19 protein-coding genes are annotated in these 22,906 nt (G+C 36.5%); 15 read left to right on the plus strand and 4 right to left on the minus strand.

The window, feature by feature from the left end; all coding sequences use genetic code 11:
* Nucleotides 1-349: 349 nt before the first annotated feature.
* Nucleotides 350-988, minus strand: coding sequence for a DJ-1/PfpI family protein (locus IKV95_RS08495; RefSeq protein ID WP_287451663.1), 639 nt, complete (start codon nucleotides 986-988; stop codon nucleotides 350-352).
* 111 nt (nucleotides 989-1,099) lie between these two features.
* Between IKV95_RS08495 and IKV95_RS08500 the strand changes: the two genes are divergently transcribed.
* The 14 genes from IKV95_RS08500 (at nucleotide 1,100) to IKV95_RS08565 (ending at nucleotide 19,596) form a co-directional block, all read left to right on the plus strand.
* Nucleotides 1,100-2,032, plus strand: a complete 933-nt coding sequence (locus IKV95_RS08500; RefSeq protein WP_029092005.1) for a helix-turn-helix transcriptional regulator — start codon at nucleotides 1,100-1,102, stop codon at nucleotides 2,030-2,032.
* 408 nt (nucleotides 2,033-2,440) lie between these two features.
* Nucleotides 2,441-4,768 (plus strand): DNA translocase FtsK, encoded by a 2,328-nt coding sequence (locus IKV95_RS08505; RefSeq protein WP_069125427.1) that lies wholly within the window; start codon nucleotides 2,441-2,443, stop codon nucleotides 4,766-4,768.
* A 3-nt stretch (nucleotides 4,769-4,771) separates the two neighbouring features.
* The gene (locus IKV95_RS08510; RefSeq protein ID WP_029092003.1) at nucleotides 4,772-6,061 is read left to right on the plus strand and encodes a M16 family metallopeptidase; all 1,290 of its coding nucleotides are present in this window, start codon (nucleotides 4,772-4,774) and stop codon (nucleotides 6,059-6,061) included.
* Nucleotides 6,045-7,274 carry an EF-P 5-aminopentanol modification-associated protein YfmH gene (gene yfmH / locus IKV95_RS08515; RefSeq protein ID WP_069119594.1) on the plus strand — a complete coding sequence of 410 codons (1,230 nt, stop codon included), beginning with the start codon at nucleotides 6,045-6,047 and terminating at the stop codon, nucleotides 7,272-7,274. Before IKV95_RS08510 ends, yfmH begins: the two co-directional genes overlap by 17 nt.
* 645 nt (nucleotides 7,275-7,919) lie before the next feature.
* Entirely contained in the window at nucleotides 7,920-8,792 is an 873-nt protein-coding gene (locus IKV95_RS08520; RefSeq protein ID WP_069128561.1) for a helix-turn-helix domain-containing protein, read from the plus strand.
* A 98-nt stretch (nucleotides 8,793-8,890) separates the two neighbouring features.
* Nucleotides 8,891-9,472, plus strand: coding sequence for a CDP-diacylglycerol--glycerol-3-phosphate 3-phosphatidyltransferase (gene pgsA / locus IKV95_RS08525; RefSeq protein ID WP_029092000.1), 582 nt, complete (start codon nucleotides 8,891-8,893; stop codon nucleotides 9,470-9,472).
* A gap of 173 nt (nucleotides 9,473-9,645) precedes the next feature.
* On the plus strand, nucleotides 9,646-10,902 hold the full coding sequence (locus tag IKV95_RS08530) for a competence/damage-inducible protein A (RefSeq protein WP_069125422.1): 1,257 nt from the start codon (nucleotides 9,646-9,648) through the stop codon (nucleotides 10,900-10,902).
* Nucleotides 10,903-11,036: 134 nt separating this feature from the next.
* Nucleotides 11,037-12,089, plus strand: coding sequence for a recombinase RecA (gene recA / locus IKV95_RS08535; protein WP_069119597.1), 1,053 nt, complete (start codon nucleotides 11,037-11,039; stop codon nucleotides 12,087-12,089).
* 315 nt (nucleotides 12,090-12,404) lie between these two features.
* Entirely contained in the window at nucleotides 12,405-13,967 is a 1,563-nt protein-coding gene (gene rny, locus IKV95_RS08540; RefSeq protein ID WP_029091997.1) for a ribonuclease Y, read from the plus strand.
* Nucleotides 13,968-14,594: 627 nt separating this feature from the next.
* Nucleotides 14,595-15,644: a uroporphyrinogen decarboxylase gene (gene hemE / locus IKV95_RS08545; protein ID WP_069125420.1), complete on the plus strand. Its 1,050-nt coding sequence runs from the start codon at nucleotides 14,595-14,597 to the stop codon at nucleotides 15,642-15,644.
* Between the two features lie 18 nt (nucleotides 15,645-15,662).
* Nucleotides 15,663-16,955 (plus strand): glutamyl-tRNA reductase, encoded by a 1,293-nt coding sequence (gene hemA, locus IKV95_RS08550; protein WP_069125419.1) that lies wholly within the window; start codon nucleotides 15,663-15,665, stop codon nucleotides 16,953-16,955.
* A complete protein-coding gene (hemC, locus tag IKV95_RS08555; protein WP_287451665.1) occupies nucleotides 16,943-17,869 on the plus strand; it encodes a hydroxymethylbilane synthase in 927 nt (308 codons plus the stop codon). The genes hemA and hemC overlap by 13 nt, the downstream gene beginning before the upstream one ends.
* A 26-nt stretch (nucleotides 17,870-17,895) precedes the next feature.
* Entirely contained in the window at nucleotides 17,896-18,870 is a 975-nt protein-coding gene (hemB, locus tag IKV95_RS08560; protein ID WP_036027432.1) for a porphobilinogen synthase, read from the plus strand.
* A 15-nt stretch (nucleotides 18,871-18,885) separates the two neighbouring features.
* Nucleotides 18,886-19,596: a uroporphyrinogen-III synthase gene (locus tag IKV95_RS08565; protein WP_287451666.1), complete on the plus strand. Its 711-nt coding sequence runs from the start codon at nucleotides 18,886-18,888 to the stop codon at nucleotides 19,594-19,596.
* A gap of 30 nt (nucleotides 19,597-19,626) precedes the next feature.
* Here the strand turns inward: IKV95_RS08565 and IKV95_RS08570 are convergent, their stop codons facing one another.
* Both IKV95_RS08570 and lexA read right to left on the minus strand, forming a co-directional pair.
* Nucleotides 19,627-20,127, minus strand: coding sequence for a cysteine hydrolase family protein (locus tag IKV95_RS08570; RefSeq protein ID WP_069120063.1), 501 nt, complete (start codon nucleotides 20,125-20,127; stop codon nucleotides 19,627-19,629).
* A 203-nt stretch (nucleotides 20,128-20,330) separates the two neighbouring features.
* Complete coding sequence (gene lexA, locus IKV95_RS08575; protein WP_029091808.1) at nucleotides 20,331-20,933, minus strand: transcriptional repressor LexA; 603 nt, start codon at nucleotides 20,931-20,933, stop codon at nucleotides 20,331-20,333.
* 148 nt (nucleotides 20,934-21,081) lie between these two features.
* On the opposite strand from lexA, the gene yneA reads away from it, so the two are divergent.
* Complete coding sequence (yneA, locus tag IKV95_RS08580; RefSeq protein WP_287451667.1) at nucleotides 21,082-21,414, plus strand: cell division suppressor protein YneA; 333 nt, start codon at nucleotides 21,082-21,084, stop codon at nucleotides 21,412-21,414.
* Nucleotides 21,415-21,505: 91 nt separating this feature from the next.
* On the opposite strand, the gene IKV95_RS08585 is transcribed toward yneA, so the two are convergent.
* The gene (locus IKV95_RS08585) at nucleotides 21,506-22,507 is read right to left on the minus strand and encodes a choloylglycine hydrolase family protein (RefSeq protein WP_287451668.1); all 1,002 of its coding nucleotides are present in this window, start codon (nucleotides 22,505-22,507) and stop codon (nucleotides 21,506-21,508) included.
* Nucleotides 22,508-22,906 lie beyond the last annotated feature (399 nt).

Consider the following 22,906-nt stretch of genomic DNA (forward strand, 5'->3'; position numbering starts at 1 on the left):
ACTAAAAGTAAAATAAGCCCATTCAGAACTTAAGAAATTGGAAAAGTCGAGAACGAAAACAACCTATTTGGTGTTGAAGCGATTGTAGAAAAACGAGGGAGGCTATCTGTGCCTGATGAGTTTTTTGAAATAGCAAAAAACACCGGTTGTTGCAGTTGGAGAAAAACATTCGTATCTCAAAGTTGAATTTCAAGTCTAATGTATTTTTGTTTGTTATAAAATTTCACAAGTTTTGGCTTATTATACTAGAGACAAAAAATAAAGAGATTACCAATTAGGGTAGTCTCTTTATTTTTTGATTTTTTATTGTTGATGCTGCCTAATAAAATAAGTGTTTGAGTTACAGTGTTTAATTCTTGTCATTAGATGATAAAGTGTCCATAAGTTCGAAGAAATATTTGGAGTCACCTGTATTAAAGTAAGCATACCAAGCGTCTAATGTGCTTTTTTTATAAACATCGAGGTCGTCAATAATTTGTTTTGTCCACAATAATGAGGCTGTTGACCCGGCAGTAATAAGATGATTATCTGATACTGAAGGTTGGTCCACATAAAATTTTTGTCCATTGTAACTGGAACTTACCATTTCAAGAAAACCTTCACCATTGCTAGTATGGGGACGCTCATCAAAAATACCAAAGTCAGCAAGTGCTGCAGTAGCACCACAGATAGCACACACTGTAGCACCAACAGAAAGGAACTCACTTACTTTACTGAGAACCGCTGTGTGTTTTGCGTTATTCCAAGTATCTGCACCAGGTAATAGAAGCATGTTTGTCTCATTGATGACAATATCATCAACAGTACAATCAGGAATGATTGTCATACCACCCATTGTTCGAATGGGTTTATTTGAATAACTCACTGTTTTAATTGCTAGTTGATCGGCATCAGGTTTAAAAAATCGTCTGGAATTTAGCTCCGAAGTAATATGTCCCATCTCCCAATCAGCAAGAGTATCAAGTACATAAATATAAATAGTTTTCATAATGTTCCTCCATTTATTATAATTTTTGGTACTCTTTTAGTATAATGGGGGATTGTTGACAACTGTATGGCAACAATCTAAAATGAAGAAAAACGATGAGGTAATTACAGGATGAAAATTAGCAGGCTTATTAGTATTATAATGATACTACTTGATAAAGAACGAGTAAGTGCACACGAATTAGCTAATATATTTGAAGTTTCAAAACGGACCATTTATCGTGATATAGATGCGATCAACTTAGCCGGTATTCCCGTCTATTCAACATCTGGCGTAGGTGGTGGTTTTGAAATAATGAAAAGATATAAAATCGATCAAAAAACTTTCTCATCTACAGATATTTCTTCTATTTTAATTGGACTTTCTGGCTTTTCAAATATAATAAAAAGCGCAGAATTAACAAATGCCCTCACAAAAGTTAAAAGTTTCATTCCTGCTGACAAAGTAAATGAAATTGAATTTCAAACGAATCAAATCCAAATAGATTTAAACCAGTGGATAAGTGATGGGAATGTGGAGAAGAATCTAAACATAATAAAATTAGCGTTACAAAATTACAACATCCTCTCATTTGAATATACAAATGCTCACGGCATAAAAACAGAACGGAAAACAGAACCCTATCAGATTATATTGAAAAGTAATCATTGGTATTTTCATGGCTATTGTTATACAAGAAAGGACTTTCGTCTTTTCAAACTGTCTCGTGTATCAAAATTAAAAATTGAAAATAGTTTCTTTAAGCCAAAAGATTATCAAAAACCTTTATTAGATTTTACAGATACTTGGACAAGTATACAAATAAGGACAACAATCCGAATTCACAAGTCTATCATGGATAGAGTGCTTGATTTTTGTGTCTACGAAGACTTTACATCAGATGGCGAAGAACATTACATTGTTGACTTTCCATTGATAGAAAACGACTATTATTACAACATTATTTTAAGTTTTGGTGATAAATGTCAATTTTTAGAACCTTTGCATATTCGAACAGAACTTAAAAATAGAATCCAGAATATTGCTAACCTATATAAGGATTAGCCTTTAATTTCAGATACTATTTACAGCTGATTAAGCTATCTTTTCCTCAATAAAAAGCAGGGCGCTCACATTCTAAGAAGAGGGAAAAGTAAAAGCCAATGAATGCTTTTTGAATAAACGTATAAATATAACAGGTTAAATAATGCGCTGTTTAAAAGGACACGCCTGCATTTAGCTGAAAAGGGACGTTAAATTTAGTACCAATCAGCTTTAAAAAGGTAAGTAAAAAGCAGTCTTCTAAAATAACAGTCATATTTTGTGTTTATTTGCGATAACTTTAGTGAACATAATGATATTATTGTCAATTAAAAGACGGAGGGGGACATAAATATGTCTATACGTTCTGTTTTAAAGAGATTATGGTATAATGAGGAATGATTATTCAGTCAATTATTTATATAGAAGAGGGTGGCAGATTTGGCCCAACAACGGTCACAACGTAAGAAAACGACAAAAAAGAAAAAAAAGAAAGTTCTAGATTTAAAAAAATGGCCAATACCATTTGAATCAGCAGGTATTATATTGATTATTTTAGCGATTTTTGGGATGGGGCAGTTTGGTTTCGTCGGTCGCTTTTTATTTGAGATGAGTGTTGTCCTTGCAGGTACTTTTGCAGGTGTTTTATTAATTCTTATCGGATTATTGGGTATTCACTTTATTGTTAAAAGAAAATGGCCAGCACTTTTAAAACCACATTTCTTAGGTGTGTTTTTTATGTTGTTTGCAATTATGGTTATCTATCATACAGCCATTGTTCAACCGCTATTATTTGGTGATTTAAGTGTTATGCAAGTCAGTAATCAGCTAGTGAACAACTATCGCTTAGAAACGATTTCATTAGTTTCTGTCGGCGGGGGGTATATTACGGCCTTACTTGTTACGTTAACTTATTTCTTATTCGCCGCTGTAGGTACCTATATTTTGGCAACTTTATTATTTATTGAAGGTGTCTTTTTAGTGACCGATCACTCACCGCGTGAAGTTTTAAATTGGTTAGTTGCTAAAATTAGTCAAAAAATTAAAGCATATAAAGAAAAAAAACCAAAAGTTAAAAAAACCGTAGAACGTCAACCTGCGAATGAAGCAGAGGAAATTGAACCAGAAACAGCCAAAAACGTTGCCTATGAACCACCACGTATAAAATCATTTAATGAAGGTAAACAAATGCCAGACCTACGTGCAGAAGTGTTGGGGAATGCTGCAAAACCACAACCAATCACTGAGCTAGCAAAAGAAGTGCCAGAAAATGATGACCCTGTCATTGGAAACACGCCTGATGTTGTGCCGTTTACAGCGCCTTTGATCGATACAAGCTATGAATTACCAAGTACAACTTTATTGAATCCTACAAAGTTTGTTGACCAAAGCGATGAAAAACGTCAAATTAATGAGAATGCTAAAATCTTGGAAGCGACTTTCAAAAGTTTTGGTGTGGATGCTAAAGTGACCGAAGTTCATTTAGGACCGGCTGTAACAGAATACGAAGTTCAACCAGCTGTAGGTGTGAAAGTTAGCAAGGTTGTGAGTTTAACTGATGATATTGCTTTGGCATTAGCAGCAAAAGAAGTTCGTATCCAAGCGCCTATTCCAGGTAAATCAGTGATAGGTATCGAGGTACCCAATAAAAATGTTGCCATGGTGACATTGCGTGAAATATTAGAGGACAACCCTCAAAATATTCCGAGTGAAAAATTACAAATCGCTTTAGGGCGTGATATATCTGGTGAAGCAGTAATGGCTAAACTAAATAAAATGCCGCATTTGCTCGTTGCCGGTGCAACAGGTAGTGGTAAATCAGTGTGTATTAACTCGATTATTACGAGTATTTTATTAAAAGCAAAACCACACGAAGTTAAAATGATGCTTATTGACCCTAAAATGGTCGAATTAAGCGTGTACAATGGCGTACCACATCTTTTAACACCCGTTGTCACAAATCCTAAAAAAGCAGCTCAAGCACTACAAAAAGTAGTGGCAGAAATGGAACGTCGTTATGATTTATTTTCTCATTATGGAACGCGTAATATTGAAGGTTATAACCAAATTGTCGCTGAAAACAACGAAACGGAATCGGTTAAACAAACACCGTTACCTTATATCGTAACCATTGTTGATGAATTAGCCGACTTAATGTTGGTCGCATCCAATGATGTTGAAAGTGCAATTATGCGCATTACGCAAATGGGTCGTGCATCAGGTATTCATATGATTGTTGCAACACAACGTCCGTCAGTTGACGTTATTACAGGTGTAATTAAAGCGAATATTCCGGCACGTATTTCATTTGCTGTCTCTTCAGCAATCGATTCTCGTACAATCCTTGATATGTCAGGTGGCGAGAAATTATTAGGTATGGGAGATATGCTCTTTAAAACAGCCGATTCCTCAAAACCAACGCGTATTCAAGGGGCATTTTTATCAGATCAAGAGGTAGAAACAATTGTTGATGCCTGTATAGAGCAACAAAAAGCACAATACCAAGAAGAAATGATACCAGATGAGATTGATACCAACCAAGCCGAACCAGATGATGAATTGTTTGATGAGGCGGTTCAAATGTTTGTTCAACAACAAGCAGCCTCAGTATCGATGTTACAACGAAAATTTAAAGTTGGTTATAATAGAGCAGCACGTATTGTTGACGAAATGGAAAATCGAGGAATCGTTGGACCACATGAAGGCAGTAAGCCACGTCGTGTCAATGTCACGGAATGGCCGATTCAAGAATCGGAATAGGGGATGATAAAAATTAAAAATAATGAGACAATCCAGACAATCAACGGTTATCCCGTTATGTTAGAAGCAACGACACAATTTCAACAAGTCGAAGTCTCGTGGCATTTTAAGGCGCTGATTGAGCGTGACACCATTACCAAGCGCTCTCTTTTTGCTAATTGGTTTGGATTAAGCGAAGATTATCCAACTTTAAACGCTTTTCAACAACGATTATCGTATTTATTTGGCGCATCACTTGACGCTATCGTTGAAAAGAGTGGGGATTATCATATTGTTCATTGCACGTTAATTTATCCTAATCCAAAACTAATCGATGATATTAATTATGAAGATGATGTATGGTCTTTCTTACAATCCACGCTATTCAAACCAATATTCACTCCAACAAGTGCGTTAGAAGAACTGTTTGCTCGTGAACAAGAAACATTAATTAAACGGTTTGACTCCATCCAAGAAGATCCTACAGATATTGCCATGGAGGATGTATTGCAAAAATTGTATCAAAACGATGTCTACCGTTATCACGCAATTGGTGTGAAAGAAGATGTTACTACAATTAATTTACAAGCACTTCAAGAAACCTATCAGAAAATGATGGTGGAAGATGAACAGTTAATTACGATTACGGGTGACGTTGAATGGAACAATATCAAAAAACAGCTCGATCAATTTCCAACGGGCAATGTAAAAAAAATCCAACGTTATTCTTTTAGGAAGAGTGAGTTAGCGGATTTAGGAAAAACTGTAAAACATCATGATGTAATGCAAGCAAAAACGATTATTACATACCAATTGCCGCTGATTACTTCTCAACAAGAACGCGTAGTTTTACAATTGGCTTATTATATTTGGGCGGTTGATAGTCACTCACGTTTGTTTGAAGAAGTCAGAGAACAAGCACAATTGGCTTATGAAATATACGGCAGCATGAATATTACAAAACAATTAGCATACGCTATAGCTGGTGTTGAGAGTAAACAAACTGAAAAGGCTCTAGAGTTAATGAAACGCCAACAACAAGCAATGGCAGAGCAAGGCGTGACCCAGGAAGAAATTGACCTTGCTAAAAAAACATTATGGCATGATTTACAGTTAGAATTAGATGAAATAGAAGGTGTCAATGATATCGCTTTTTCTCGTCAATTATTACCTCATACGTTGTCGCTTTCAGAATGGCAACAAATGATTGCAGAAATCACGCCAAAAATGATTCAAAAGATGATGCAACAATGGGAATATAAGGGCAGTTATTGCCTCTTAAAAAAGGAGCGATCAATTGAAAGCACCAATTAAGAAAAAATTAGCAAATGGAATGACTGTGATGCTGCTTGAAAAACCGGAATCACATCATAGTTTTATACAGTTAACTGTGCCATTTGGCTCAACCACAGAATTAGAGACACCACTAACAGGGGTAGCTCATTTTATTGAACATATGATGTTCCAATCCGAAACACTGGATATCAGTAAATTTTTTGTTGAAAAACACGCAAATATCAATGCTTTTACAACAACAACGTCAACGAGCTACACTGTATTGGCGACAGATGATATTGAACCTTTAATTAATCGTTTAGCGAAAATGGTTCTACAGCCGCAATGGACAGCAGAACATGTCGCACATGAACAGGCGATAATACTACAAGAGCAAGAAATGTATGAAGATGATGTGTACACCGCATTGATGCAAATGAGTCTGGGAGGGTTATTTCCAAATCAATTAATTGCAACTGATATTACAGGTACAAAAGAAGATGTTGCAAAAATCGATCTTGAAACGGTACAAAAGACGCATGCGCAAATGTATCGTCCAGAAGAAATGCTTTGGGTGATTACCGGTAATTTTAATGCTGATAACCTCTTTAAGAGCATGTTACAGCTTGAAAAACAGTGGGAAATTAATACAATGCCAACAAGTAAACTAAGCTATCATAGTGACCCTCTTAAAGAAATAGGTAATGATGCACAAATGAGCATGCCGATTCAGCTAGACAAGTTTGCAGTAGGTGTTCGTTGGCCTGCTGTAAAAGAGACTGGGCGTACCTATATTAAAAGTGTGTTGGAACGACAACTATTAACAGATGTTTTGTTAAGCCCGCTTTCCAGCAACTATAATACACTTTATGCAAAAGGGATTATCGATGAATCATTTAGTAGCCATTTTGTGTATGAGGATAATTTTAGTTATTTGTTGTTGATGGGAACCGGTGGTGATGAAGCTGTCGCAGCACTCAAGCAACTTTTAAAAACTGCGCATCACCCAGATATATTAAATGACCACGTTTTCACATGTGCTAAGCGTGAATTGATTGGTACGTTAGTTACTTTATCAGATAATTTCGAGGCCTATAGTGAATGGTTAGCAGACTATCATTTTAAAGAGGCGAATCCTGATGATGTGCTATCAATTTTAGCTGAAATTACGTTGGATAATTTGTCTAGTCTTGCAGAGACAATACTTGCAAAAACGTCAAGTTTGGCATTTAAAATTAAGCCACAAAAATAGTTGTAAAACGATACCTGATTAGAAGTGACAAGTGCAAGGTGACGTGCTAAAATGATGTTAGTGCATTTTTATGTTAAATTAGAGGTTTTTATCTTAAATCACACTGTATTTTTACCAAAACACGAACGTTTGTTTTGGTAATCTTGCATATGCTCATATTTTTATGAAATTTTAATAATATGGTGGTAGTATATATAATAAAATTTCCAACCAAATGACAGTGTTGTGTGGATTTGAATTGATGAATCAGCCAGTACGAGCAAAAAGTGAAGGTTGGTACTGTTGAAAAATAAAGTGCTCATTTTTAACAAAATCGGCAGACTGAATAGAAATGCTGAGCGGGTGTATGTATACCTAGATTGGCGTTTATCTTCAGTCTGAAAGTAACTTTCTTTTTACTTTTAGAATAATAACAAGTAATTGTTGCTTCTACTTTAGCGAATCAAGCTGATTAATCATTCAAGTGATTGATGCTTTAGAAAATCAAACTAATATAAGATGAAAAAGTACTACAAGAATACGATCCCTGCAGAGACATTAATATTTTGGAGATGGCAAGTTGCAACTGCCTTAAAAAATCTAGTAATAAATGCTCGTTTTTGGTGATTGATTCATAAAATAACAAGGCGATGGCAGGTGAAAAGTATGAGCGAATTAGGTAATTTGCTAAAGAAAAGTCGTAAAGAGAAGAAAATGACTTTAGACGAACTTCAACAAAAAACAAAAATACAAAAAAGATATTTAGAAGCTATTGAACAAGGGAATTTCAGTGTGTTGCCGGGCGATTTTTATACGCGAGCTTTCATACGTACATATGCTGAAGTCGTTGGACTTGATGGCGATGAAATAATGGCGACCTATCGCAATGAACTACCTTCAATAAAAACAGAAGTTAATGCAACCGATACAACAGCCACAAGAGAGAAACCGAAAAAGGCTCCTCGTGAAGTTCCTGCTTTTTTATTGGGCAAAGGCTTTAAAATTGTGTTAGCAGTGATGGTAGTAGTTATTGTGGGTGCGTTATGGTGGATGTTATATAACAAAGGACAAACGTCAACGGATACAGTGGTAGATAAATCACCTGCAACAAGTATCTCAATCGATGAAGCTAACAAATCAGGCGAATCGAAAGTGGAGTCAAGTAGTAAAGAATCTGAATCAAGTGATTCTAAAGAAGACGATGAAGATGCTGGAGATGTTAAAATTTCGGCACCGGATAAAGACTCAGAATCAAATGTTTATGAAATCGAAGCTCCAAAGAGCGCCAAACTTAAATTGGTATTAGATGCTACAAGTGGTGATAGCTGGAATTCAATTACTTCTTCAACAGGAGAATCATTAGAGTCAGGCTTACTTGCTTCGGGTAATAAACAAGAAGTTGAGCTCTCGGGTCAAACAAGTGTCAATGTGACTGTCGGAAATTCACAAGCTCTAGAGGTGACTATCGACGGTGAAAAATTAACCTTCGCTTCAGATTCTATTACACAAAATATCACATTAAATATTACACAAAAATAAAAGTGAGGGGTAACTGCAAATTGTAATAAAAGTCTTGAAAATACTCAGTGACTTTTATTATATTGGGCAGCTTACGCCTTTTTTAAAGGAGAAAAATGATGAATATTCCAAATCAACTTACGGTTTTACGTATCCTATTAATCCCTGTCTTTCTAATACTATTTTTGATTCCGTTTAATTGGGGAACTTTTACCGTCTTAGACTCTACAATTACTGTTGCTCATTTAATTGCAACTATTGTTTTTGTTGTTGCATCAATTACAGATTGGTTAGATGGTTATTTAGCTCGTAAACACAACCTAGTGACTAATTTTGGTAAATTTGCGGATCCATTAGCAGATAAATTATTGGTAATGGCGGCTTTTATTGCCTTGGTAGGAGCTGATATTATTCCGTCTTGGGCAGTTGTTTTGATTGTTTCACGCGAATTGGCAATCACTGGCTTACGTCTCTTGTTAGCTGAGGGTGGAGAGGTCAATGCTGCAAATATGTTAGGTAAAATTAAAACATTTACACAACTTGTAGCTATTCCACTATTAATGTTAAGTAACTTTCCCTTTGCAGCAACAGGTATACGTGTCGATTTAATTATCTTTTATGTCTGTGTCTTTTTCACAGTGTTATCAGGTATTAATTATTTTTATCAAAACCGTCATGTCTTTAGTGACGGATTTAAATAAAGAAACAATTAGTCGTTTGAGACCTCAGATTATATATCTGGGGTTTTTTATTATTCATAAGTACTGAATAATAAAGTTATGTTAACTAACAGACTGATAAGTTAAAATGATGACCTGTGAATGGTATAATACAGCGTGTAGATAGATATAAAATAAGGGAAGAGGATGTTTAAATGAATGCTGAAATGATCGCTGTAGGAACAGAACTATTGCTTGGACAAATTACTAATACAAATGCTCAATTCATCTCCGAAGAGCTCGCATTAACAGGACATAATATGTATTATCATACGGTTGTTGGCGATAACCCACAACGACTCAGTGATGTTATTCGCACAGCTCAGAAGCGTGCAAACCTTATTATTATTACCGGTGGATTAGGCCCAACTCAAGATGATTTAACAAAAAAAACGATTGCGGATGTTCTTGGATTAGAACTTGTTCGTGACGCCAAGGCTGAAGAGGTCATCCTGAATTTCTTTAAACGCCGTGGTGACGGGCCCATGACAGCTAATAATCTGTTGCAGGCCGATGTCATTGAAGGTGCCGATGTACTCGATAACGTTGTTGGCTTTGCACCAGGAATGATGTTGGAACATGAGGGTGTCACATACATCTTAATGCCTGGGGTACCAACCGAAATGAAAACGATGTTTACCAATGAAGTGCGAAACCGTCTTGAAAAAGCTGCAGGTGATTATCGACTAGAATCGCGTGTTTTACACTTTTATGGTATTGGCGAATCACGCCTCGCTGATCAGCTGGATGATTTGATTACAAAACAAACAAATCCTACACTAGGCACATATGCAGGTAAACATGAGGTAACGTTAAGAATAACAGCTTCTTCGCAAAATGCAGCTGAATTAACGCCATTAATCGATGAACTTGAAGAAAAAGTACTGAGTCGTTTAGGCGCTTACTTTTTTGGCTACGATGGTGAAAGCCTTGAAGAAAAAGTTGTGCGTTTGCTGACGGAACAAAATTTGACTGTTTCAGCCGCAGAGAGTTTAACAGCCGGTTTATTCCAAGCGACATTAGCCTCTGTTCCAGGCGCATCGCGCGTTTTACGTGGTGGTTTGGTCACTTATGCAACCGATACAAAAACAAGCCTGTTGGGTGTGCCTGAAGAGCTATTAACAGAAAACGGTGTCGTCAGTGAAGCCACTGCAAAAACGATGGCGAATAATGTTCGTCAACAAACAGCTGCTAACATCGGTGTTAGTTTCACAGGTGTTGCAGGACCAGGTTCTCATGACGGTGAACCTTCAGGTAGTGTTTGGATTGGGTTTAGCGATGAAACGTCCACAACTGCAAAACATCATTTATTTGCAAGGGACCGCCAATATAATCGTGAAAGAGCAGTAAAAGAAGCTTTTTGGCAATTATACAAGTATTTGGAAGAAAAAACAGCAAAAACTTCACATTAGAAATGCTTTAGTAGCAGCTTTTTTACATCAAAACCGAATATACGTTCGTTCTTTTGCTTGTAATTAGGTTAAAGAACGTTTATAGTAATAACTATAGATAATAAATTTCGTTTTGTTACGAAGGAGGAAATAAGTTGGATAATCGTCAAGCAGCCTTAGAACAGGCATTAAAACAAATTGAAAAGCAATTCGGTAAAGGTTCTATCATGAAATTAGGTGAAAAAACTGATACCAATATAAAAACTATTCCAAGTGGCTCGTTGGCACTTGATGTGGCATTAGGTGTTGGTGGTTATCCTCGTGGACGTGTTGTTGAAGTATACGGTCCAGAAAGTTCAGGTAAAACAACTGTAGCATTACATGCAATTGCAGAAGTTCAAGAACAAGGCGGAACAGCGGCGTTTATCGATGCAGAGCATGCACTTGATCCAGCTTATGCTAAAAAATTAGGCGTTAATATTGATGAATTACTACTTTCTCAACCTGATACAGGTGAACAAGCACTTGAAATATGTGAAGCGTTAGTACGTTCAGGAGCCGTTGATATCGTTGTTGTCGATTCAGTAGCTGCTTTGGTACCAAAAGCTGAAATTGAAGGCGAAATGGGAGACTCACACGTTGGTCTTCAAGCGCGTTTAATGTCACAAGCTTTACGTAAATTATCAGGTTCAATCAACAAATCGAAAACAATTGCACTGTTCATTAACCAAATTCGTGAAAAAGTTGGTGTTATGTTTGGTAACCCTGAAATTACACCAGGTGGTCGTGCATTGAAATTTTATGCGTCAGTTCGTTTAGAAGTACGTCGTGCTGAACAACTAAAACAAGGTACTGATATTATCGGTAACAAAACACGAATTAAAGTTGTTAAAAATAAAGTAGCGCCACCTTTCCGTATTGCAGAAGTTGATATTGTATACGGAGAAGGAATTTCACGTGAAGGTGAATTGGTTGATATGGCAGCTGAAGAAGATATCATTATCAAAAGTGGTTCATGGTATTCTTATGAAGGCGAACGAATTGGCCAAGGTCGTGAAAATGCAAAACAATATTTACGTGAACATACTGACACTCGTTTAGAAATTTCTGGAAAAGTTCGTAATGCTTATGGTATTGGCGATGACTTACCAGAATCTGCTGAAGTAGTCGAAGAAGCGGCTGTTGATACGGAAAATGTTGAAAAATAAAAAATAAAAACGAAAAGATAGACAATTTGTCTATCTTTTTTTTATTGCTCGAAAACCTTTGTGTAGCAACGTTTCTATACGTTTTATTACAAGCATAATAATTATTATTAGAAAATGTGCATATAAAAGTCGATTTTCTACATATAAATCAAATTATTTATTTCACAAAACGCCATTTTATCGGTATAATGTAAATTGTAAGATAATTTTACTTTAAGAGATATTATCTTATATATTGAATCACTAATGTAGTGTGCTGTACAATAAGTCAGCCGACAATATGACATGAATTTGAATAAGAATGGAGGTGAATGTATGACCTACGTAATTACTATCATCCTCGTATTCCTTTTCTCGATCATTGGTATTGTTGTAGGAAGAAAAATAGCGAATGATTCTAATCAACGAAATATGGAAGCTAGCCGCACGACGGCAGAGCACATTAAAGCGGATGCGTTGAAAGACGCAGAGAGTCTTAAAAAAGAAGCTCTTTTAGAAGCAAAAGAAGAAAACCAACGCTATCGAACTGAAACTGAGAATGAACTGCGTGAACGTCGTTTTGATTTGAAAACTAAAGAGAGCCGACTTTTACAACGTGAAGAAATCCTCGATCGTAAGGCGGAGACTCTTGATAATAAAGAGGAATCGCTAGAGAGTAAAGAGGAAAAAATTGCTCAGAAACAACAACTAATTGAACAGAAAAAAGCTCATGTAGAAAAATTGGTAGCAGATGAGAAACTTGAACTTGAACGCATTTCGGCTTTGACGAAAGACCAAGCGAAAGAAGAAATATTAACTCTAACTGAAAAAGAATTATCTCATGATATAGCTGTTATGATTAAAGAGAGCGAGGATGATGCGAAAGAAACGTCCGATAAAAAAGCCAAAGATCTTTTATCATTAGCAATACAACGTTCTGCAGCTGATTTTGTATCAGAAACAACTGTATCCGTTGTTAACTTGCCAAATGATGAAATGAAGGGTCGAATTATTGGTCGTGAAGGTCGTAACATTCGTACAATTGAAACGCTAACTGGTATTGATTTAATCATTGATGATACACCGGAAGCAGTTATTTTATCAGGCTTTGATCCGGTACGTCGTGAGATTGCTCGCATCGCGCTTGAGAAGCTAGTAGAGGATGGTCGTATACATCCAGCTCGTATTGAAGAAATGATCGACAAGGCTCGTAAAGAGGTGGATGAACACATTCGTGAGCTTGGTGAACAAGCGACATTTGAACTTGGCTTACATGCCGTTCATCCCGACTTAATTAAAATATTAGGTCGCCTTCGTTATCGTACAAGCTATGGACAAAATGTATTAAATCATTCTATCGAGGTTGCTCGCTTAAGTGGTATCTTAGCTGGTGAATTAGGCGAAGATGTTACTTTGGCAAAACGTGCAGGTCTTTTCCATGATATTGGGAAAGCCATTGATCATGAAATTGAAGGTAGTCATGTTGAAATTGGTGTCGAATTGGCAACCAAATATAAAGAACATGAAACAGTTATCAACGCGATTGCATCACATCATGGTGATACGGAACCTACTTCAATTATCTCAATCCTTGTGGCGGCCGCAGATGCTTTATCAGCAGCTCGTCCAGGAGCACGTAGTGAAACGTTAGAGAATTATATTCATCGCTTAGAGCGCTTAGAATCAATTCCTGAAAGCTTCAAAGGCGTAGAGAAAGCCTTCGCCATTCAAGCTGGTCGAGAAATTCGCGTCATCGTAAAACCCGATGATGTGGATGATTTAGAATCGATTCGTCTTGCACGAGAAATTCGTAAATCAATTGAAAGTGAATTGAACTATCCAGGTCACATTAAAGTGACGGTTGTTCGTGAAACGAGAGCTGTTGAATACGCGAAATAATAGTGAAAAGAAAGCCATTTATAATGGCTTTCTTTTTTTTGTCTAAATAAAAACGGCTTCTGCTAAAGATATGAAACTATTGAGATTAGATGGTTCTGTGTTAAATAGTGTGGATTTTAAAATTAGGGTAAATAGTGAATTATTTATAATTAAAACTAAGTATTTTATGAAATTTATTTTGTTATTGTATCTTTCAAGTCCCTATTTTAATAACTGTTTAATTGTATAATGTATCAAACCGAGTATGTAACAGATAGATTGCTTAGTTCAAACTTTCAACGAGTGTTTAAATCTAGTGCCGTATATTTAAAAGCAAATTTATACTCAGTTTTCTTTTTGCATAAAGACTGCTTTAGCGTTTTGGTGTCTCCAATAATAAAGCGCAGTGCTATTGAATCAATCTGTGCAGCGTAAGCAGATAAAAGTCATTGTTTGATTGTTTTGTTAAAGTTAACGTGTTCATTGTATCATTCGTTTGAAAGGTGAGTTTAGTCAATGCTTTTTTAGCAATCACTTAATGAATGTGTCGAAAATATGAAATAATTCACAAAAGAGTCAAAAAGGTACGACAAGGCTTTTATTATTGCTATAATTGAGTGGCAGAAGTGTATAAGAGGAGGATTTTTAATGACGATACCAACTAAAATAACGAATCAGACGTTTTTACAAGCAGCACGTGGCGAAGTAACGGATCATGTACCCGTGTGGTTTATGCGTCAAGCGGGGCGTTCACAACCAGAATACCGTGAAATTAAAGCGAAATACTCGTTGTTTGAAATTACGCATCAACCAGAATTATGTGCCTATGTGACAGCATTACCTGTTAATAACTATGGCGTTGATGCGGCTGTTTTATATAAAGATATCATGACACCTTTACACGGTATCGGTGTTGATGTCACAATCGAAACAGGAATTGGACCTGTTATTAAGTCGCCAATCAAAACACGTCAAGATATTGACGCGCTTGGCAGTTTAGATCCACAGCGAGATATTCCTTATGTGTTGGATACCATCAAGTTATTGACAGCAGAAATGCTCACGGTTCCGTTGATTGGTTTTTCAGGAGCGCCCTACACATTAGCGAGCTATTTAATTGAAGGAGGCCCTTCAAAAACGCATCTTAAAACAAAAAGTTTTATGTATCAACATGAGGATGAATGGCATTTGCTGATGGATAAACTAGCTGACATGGTGATTGTTTATTTGAAAGCACAAATAGAAGCTGGCGTATCAGCTGTACAATTATTTGATTCTTGGATTGGCGATGTGAGTTTGATTGATTACAATCGTTATATCGCTCCGGGGATTAAAAAAATACTTGCAGCATTAGAAGATAGTACAGCTATTAAAATTATGCACGGTGTCCATGCCACGCACTTGTTACAAGAGTGGAATGAAATGCCATTAGATGTCATTGGAATGGATTGGCGTATGTCAATGGCTGCAGCCCGTAAACAAGGCATCACCAAAGCAATTCAAGGGAATATGGATCCTGCTTATTTGACAGCGCCATGGCCTGTTTTAGAACAAGAATTAAATCGCGTATTAGCAGACGGCACAACCGCACCAGGCTATATTTTTAACTTAGGTCATGGTGTTTTCCCAGAAGCTAATCCAGCAGTAATTAAACAAGTAACTGCACATGTGCAGGCATATAAAAGTCAGAACTCATAGATTAGGTAGGGATAGAAAATGGAAGTACTTGTAGCAACCATCAATTTTAAAGCAGTATCCGTTGCCCATCGCGAAAAATTTCATATTGATGAGGAATCAGTAGCACAGGCTATGATAACGCTAAATCAACAAAATAGCGTGCTTGAAAATGTTATTTTATCAACATGTAACCGCACGGAGCTTTATTTAGTGGTGGATGAAATTAGTCGCGGCCGCTATTATGTCCGTAAATATTTAGCAGCGTTATTCAATATGACTTACGATGAAGTTGCCGAACAGGTGATTTTTCTCGAAAATGATGCGGCAATCGCACACTTATTTGAAGTGAGTACGAGTTTAGCATCGATGATTGTAGGAGAAACACAAATTTTAGGTCAAGTGAAAGATAGCTTTGAGTGTGCGCGTGAAGTAAACACAACAGGTGTTGTCTTAAACGAGTTATTTAAACGAGCAATTACAGTCGGTAAACAAGCGCAGTCAGAAACATTAATTGGTGAAGGTTCAGTATCATTAAGCACAGTTGCTGTAAAACTTATTGAATCTCAGCAGTTGGATATGATGCATAAAAAAGAACTTGTCATTCTTGGAGCAGGGAAAATGAGTGTTTTAATTCTTGATTATTTAAAACCACATTTTCCGATGGAACAAATTACGATTGTTAATCGAACATATGAGAATGCAATTTCCTTAGCGATGAAATATAAAACCAAAGCAGCTCCGAAAGAAGCGTTGCAACAAGTATTAGCTTCTGCGGATGTCGTGTTTAGTGCGTTGCGCTCAGATGATTATATTCTGACGCAAAAACTGCTCGAGGAACAATTACGTTATCTAGCAATTGTTGATTTAGGTATGCCGCGTAATGCGGATCCGATTTTAGATGTACATCCGCAAATTAGTCGTTATGATATGGATGATATTGAACGGATAGCTGATCAAAATAAACAACAGCGCGAAGCTGCTATGGTAGAGGTTAGTAAAATGGTAGTTGAGGCACAAGAATCTTTTCATAAATGGCGTTTAACATTAAAAGCAACACCAGTCATCCACGAATTGCGTGATAAGACGTTAACCATCTATGAAACAGCAATGGCTCATATGGAAAGAAAGTTGCCTAATTTAAGCGATCATGAACTCAAGGTGATTCATAAATTAACGAAAAGTATTGTTAATCAAATTATCAAAGAGCCTATTATTAAAACGAAAGAATTGGCACTTGAAGAGGATGCATTGGATAAATTAGCGTTTGTTGAACATCTTTTTGGTTTGCAAACCGCAAATGATAGAAACGAGGCAGAGTTATGCGAAAAGTAATTACCGTAGGTACCAGACGTTCACAGTTAGCAACGACACAAACAGGTCACGTTATTAAAGCATTACAAGCGAACTATCCAGATGTCGTTTTTGAGGTTAAGGAAATTGTCACAAAAGGTGATATTCGATTAGAAGAATCGCTTTCTAAAATTGGCGGTAAAGGACTTTTCATTAAAGAGATAGAATGGGCTTTGCTTAACAGTGATATCGATATTGCTGTGCATAGCATGAAAGATATGCCTGCCGAATTGCCAGGAGAATTAACAATTGGAGCTATCCCTATTCGCGAGGATGCAAGGGACGTATTAGTAAGTTCAGATGGGCGTTCTGTAAAGGAGTTAAAGGAGAATGCAGTTGTTGGAACAAGTAGCTTAAGACGTCAGGCACAATTATTAGCGCTACGTCCTGATTTAGAAATTAAATTATTACGTGGTAATGTCGATTCACGTCTTCGTAAATTACGTGAAGGCCAATATGATGCAATTATTTTAGCTGCAGCTGGCTTAAAACGGTTGGGCTTATTTAATGAAACAGAAATGTACCCATTGCCGATTGAAGAGTGTCTGCCTGCAGTGGGGCAAGGTGCGTTAGCTATCGAGTGTCGTTCAGACGATGAAGATGTACGAGAGCTATTAGCAACAATTCATGATCCGGAAACAGCATTGACTGTTTTGACAGAACGTGCCTTTTTAGCTGAAATGGAAGGTAGCTGTCATATGCCTGTGGGAGGTTACGCCACTTTAGAAAATCAAGGGATTGTATTGCGCAGTTTATTAGCAAGTGTTGATGGACAACGTGTGATTCATTCACAGGTAATAGGCGAAGAGAGCAAAACAGTGGGGCAATCAGTAAAAGAAAAATTATTTGAACAAGGTGCAGCAGCGATGATTGCTGATCTTAATATTGAAGAGTAAACAATTAAATGAAAGAAGGAATTCACATGTTTCAATTTTCACGTCACCGTCGTTTACGAACTACATCCGCAATGCGCTCATTAGTTCGAGAAAATAAATTAGAAAAAGCAGATCTTATCTATCCACTATTTGTAGTTGAAGGTGAGAATGTCATGACAGAAGTATCCTCTATGCCAGGCGTTTTTCAATATTCACTCGATACTATTGATAAAGAGCTCGCTGAAATTGTTGCTTTAGGTATACCATCAGTGATCCTTTTTGGACTTCCCGCAGAAAAAGATGCCATCGGAACGGGTGCTTTTCATACGCATGGTATTATTCAAGAGGCCACACGTTACATTAAAACGCGTTATCCTGACTTGATTGTGATTGCAGATACATGTTTATGTGAATACACAGATCACGGCCACTGTGGTGTGATTGAGGGAGAGACCATTTTAAATGATGAGTCGTTAGCAATCCTCTCTCAAACAGCAGTTTCACAAGCTGAGGCAGGTGCAGATATTATCGCTCCGTCTAATATGATGGATGGTTTTGTGTATGCAATTAGACAAGCACTTGATAAAGCGGGATACGAAAATATTCCCATTATGTCGTATGCTGTGAAATATGCCTCTGCTTATTATGGTCCATTTCGTGATGCAGCAGACGGTGCACCTCAGTTTGGTGATCGTAAATCGTATCAAATGGACCCTGCCAATCGTCGTGAAGCAAAACGTGAAGCAGCATCAGATGTCGCTGAAGGGGCGGATTTTCTAATCATAAAACCAGCAATGGCGTATATGGATATTATTCGTGATACTCGTAATGCACATGATTTACCCATTGTCGCTTATAACGTGAGTGGTGAATACGCCATGGTTAAAGCAGCTGCACAAAATGGTTGGATTGAAGAAGAGAAAATAGTAATGGAAACACTTTTGGGTATGAAACGTGCGGGTGCAGATATCATCATGACGTATCATGCGAAAGATGTTTGTCGTTGGATCGATCAAGCTTAAAAAGGAGGGAAGCCCATGGCACGCATCATTGTGACGCGAATGCCTCATCAAGCAGCAACTTTGTGTCAGTTGATCAATGAGACAGGTCATGAAGCCGTTCTTTTCCCTGTTCTTAAAATTGAGCCTCTAAATCAGGCTGAAATCACAAAAAAATTACGTGCATTAACGGCTGCTGATTTTGTTGTTTTTACGAGCCAAAATACCGTTCATCGGGTGTTAGAGAGTGGACCCAATAGACAGTTCAAAACTATTTCAATCGGTCCGGCAACATCGCAGGCACTAGAATCTTATGGTCTTAAACCTGTGATTGAAGCTGCTGATTTTATATCAAGTGGATTGTTTGAGGTTATAGCACAACAACTTAAAGATACAGATCGGATATGGTTACCGCAATCTGCACGAGCAACAAATGAATTAGCAGAGAAGTTAGCGACTGTTTGTGAGGTTGAACATACAAGTGTCTACACTGTCGTTGAAGCAAAAAGAGAACCGTTTCAATTTAAGGCAGATGATACGGTTGTGTTTACAAGTCCTTCGGCTGTTATTGCTTTTATTAACTTATTAACTGCTGAAGAACATCAGTTGTTGTCTCAATTGACATTATTATCGATTGGACCAGTGACAACGGCTGTTATTGTAGAAAAGGGATTAAATGCTGCTTATGAAGCGCATCCTTATCATATAGAAGGTTTTCGTTCGTATTTCAAAAACCAAAAAAAGGTATAAAACATATTGTTTTATACCTTTTTGGTGTAATTAAATAAAAGTGGCAAAGCGATTATCCCATATATTTTCATAAAAACGCACCGTATTTTCTGCACTCATAAAAGCATTAGAATAAGTTGTTGTGCCACCTCTTAACATTTGGATTAAATAACCCAGTGCATGAGCATTTTTTACAGTTGCATCCACACAATATTCGGTTTGAGCACCACAAATTTCGATACTGTTTATATGTTCTTGTTCAAGCAATTCTTTTAAATTAGTCTTATAAAAAGAATTGGCATGTGTTTTTTGAATATAATGAGTCGCTTTTCCCTTGTCCAACGAGGGGATGACTTCCCAAGGGGACTGTCCTTGAATCAAATCTTCGTCAGTATGTTGAACAATGATGATGTTTTTCCCTTGAGACGTATAATCAAGCATACGTTTATTTATTAGAGTAACTAATGAAGATAGATTGAAAATTTCTGTGTCGTTGTAACACACGCCATTCTGTAAATCGATAATGATTAGAGCATCAGCTAAAGGCTTCATCAAAGGACCTCTTTCTTTTTTAATAATGAAATTATAGCATAAATAATTTTAAAGCATTAGCAATGTCATTCATGATTATAGGTATTTTAAAAATGATTTAGTATCCAAAAAAAGAGAAATAAGCAACAAGCTGCTTATTCCTCTTTTTTTAATTGTATTAATTATTGTATTAAGATAATTAACCGATGTAGCGAAAGAAAAGGCTACATTTCTCTAAATACACCTACAACTTTACCAAGAATAGATACATTTGGTAAGTAGATGGGTTCCATCGAATCGTTTTCAGGTTGAAGTCGTATACGGTTACTTTCCTTAAAGAATCGTTTACAAGTTGCTTCGTCATCCTCTGTCATAGCAATAACAATATCGTTATCGTAAGCCGTATTTTGTTGGCGGACGATTAATTTATCTCCATCCAAAATACCTGCATTTATCATACTTTCACCGTCAACTTTTAGCATGAATAATGTGGCATCATTGACAAGCATTGATTCAGGAAGCGGGAAGTATTCTTCAACATTTTCTATTGCAGTAATAGGAACACCAGCTGTTACTTTACCAACCAATGGCACATTCACAGTGCCAACTTTAGGTGAATCATCCATTATTTCGATTGCTCTTGGTTTAGAAGGATCGCGTTTGATTAGCCCTTTTTGTTCAAGGCGTTCAAGGTGACCGTGTACAGTAGAACTTGATGCAAGGCCAACTGCTTCACCGATTTCTCGAACAGAGGGCGGATAACCTTTTGATTTTACTTCGTCTTTTAAAAATTCAAATATTTCACTTTGACGTTTAGAAAGTTTCATAATTACACCTCTGTATGGTTTTTTGTATCTTTAGTATACCATTTGCTGTTGACAAATACAAACGTTTGTTCTGTTTTTGTGTTGACAAGAACAAACGTTCGGTATATGATATAAATACGAACATACATTCGACTGGGGGATTTAATTTATGAAAACTTTAATATCACGTATTTGGACTAATTTTTCTTTTGTAATTATCTTTACACTTATTAGTGCTTGTTTTTTCCTAATAGTAGGTTTTAAAACAGCTGGCATAGATGAAAGTAAGTACGAACAATATACTATTGTAGAATCAGATAACCTTTGGACAATTGCTGAAAATTACACCTCGTCAACTAAAGAAGTACAATCAATGGTGCAATGGATGAGTGAGAATAACGACCTTATTAATGAGAATAAATTGGAAGCGGGCACTAAAATTTACATTCCTGTAAAAAAACAACAGTCTGCTGATGAAATCATGTATGCAAATAATGATTAGCCTTTTGAAGTTAATGCATTAAACTAAATTGAATAAATAAAAACGCTACAATTAACACGATGTTAGTTGTAGCGTTTTTGTATAAAACCCCTTAGTTAAGACAGTTGATATCCTCTTCAGTCTGTACCTTAAATTCCTTATATTCGGTTGAAGCGATAAGTTCATCGTTCAATGTTATTTTTTGAAGTCGTTGGTTGCTATAAACAGCAAAATAAAAACTTAATGATTCGGCGCACATGTAGCTACTGTAACATGTGTAGTCAGGTTCACCTTGTGGATCAATCACCACTCCATTAGGAATACTAACTGATTCTAGAATATGATGAGATAAACTGACGGCTTCGATTTCATTTTCGGGTTGTTTAGAAAAGTTTCTTAAGTAAGCCACTCTCACAAAACGAGCAGGAGGGGTATAGTCACCTGGTAAACCAAATGTACCTGATCCTTGACTGAAAGCTGACAGTTCTTTATTTGCCAGAGTAATCGGTTCATGTTGGTGAGGTGTCACTGTGATGTAGTTGCGTAAATTTGTTTCGTGCCAAGAATAGTCAGGACTATTCGTCATCACCCCGATAGAATCTTCAATGATATTTAAACCATTGGGCATCGGTTCAACAATAATTGTTGCTCCTGTTTTATCAGAAAAGATAAAATGTAGAGGTGGCAATTTACTGATAATGGGGTTGGTATCATTAATAAGTGTAATAGATTCTAGTAACTGTGTTTTGACATCTTCGACCGTTGTTGCTTGCGATAATATGTAGGGGATAACTTTATCAGGAGAAATTGCGAGTGTTTCGTCTGCTGCTGCGTCTTTATAAGTTGCATAACCTGGAAAATAGAGGGTTGCTCCCATAAGACCTTTTTCATTAATACCATCAAAAAGAATCGGTGAATTATTTAAAATTTGCCCCATACCGATAAAAGCAAATTTTGATGTTGTTGAATCTGACGTTGTATAAGTTAAATCAAATGTTTTGTTGCGTGGAACAAAAACAACTTGTTCCGCCATTTCTATTCCAAAGTCCATTGTTCGAGAAAGTAAATGTTTGTTATCTTTTGATGTTAGTGTAAAACTACTGCAACCTATCATTCAAATCATCCCTTTTCTTGTTATTTTATATTGATTAAAAAATATTTCTATTATGCTTTAATTATAATCTTAAATCACTAATATTAAAAGCGTTGAGTTAGAAAAGGTGTGTCTTATTTACTAATTCTCGCGTTTTAAATAACAATTTAATGACTAATGACTGCCTGTGATAATAGAATAACTGTATTTTCGGGAAAAGCATCCGTTCAATTCAGAATAAATTTCACTTTATTTAACTAAAGAGCAAAAACGACCAAATCATTGGAAAATAAATTTGCTTGTGAGGTGTTTACTAACGACAGACTGAATACGCTATCATTTTATTGTTCGAAAAGCAGAGCAAAAATAAAAAATATGCAATAAACAGCGGTTTTATAAGCTTTTTAATATCTATCTCTA

It is taken from the genome of Brochothrix sp. (genome assembly GCF_017549435.1).
Lineage (GTDB): Bacteria > Bacillota > Bacilli > Lactobacillales > Listeriaceae > Brochothrix > Brochothrix thermosphacta.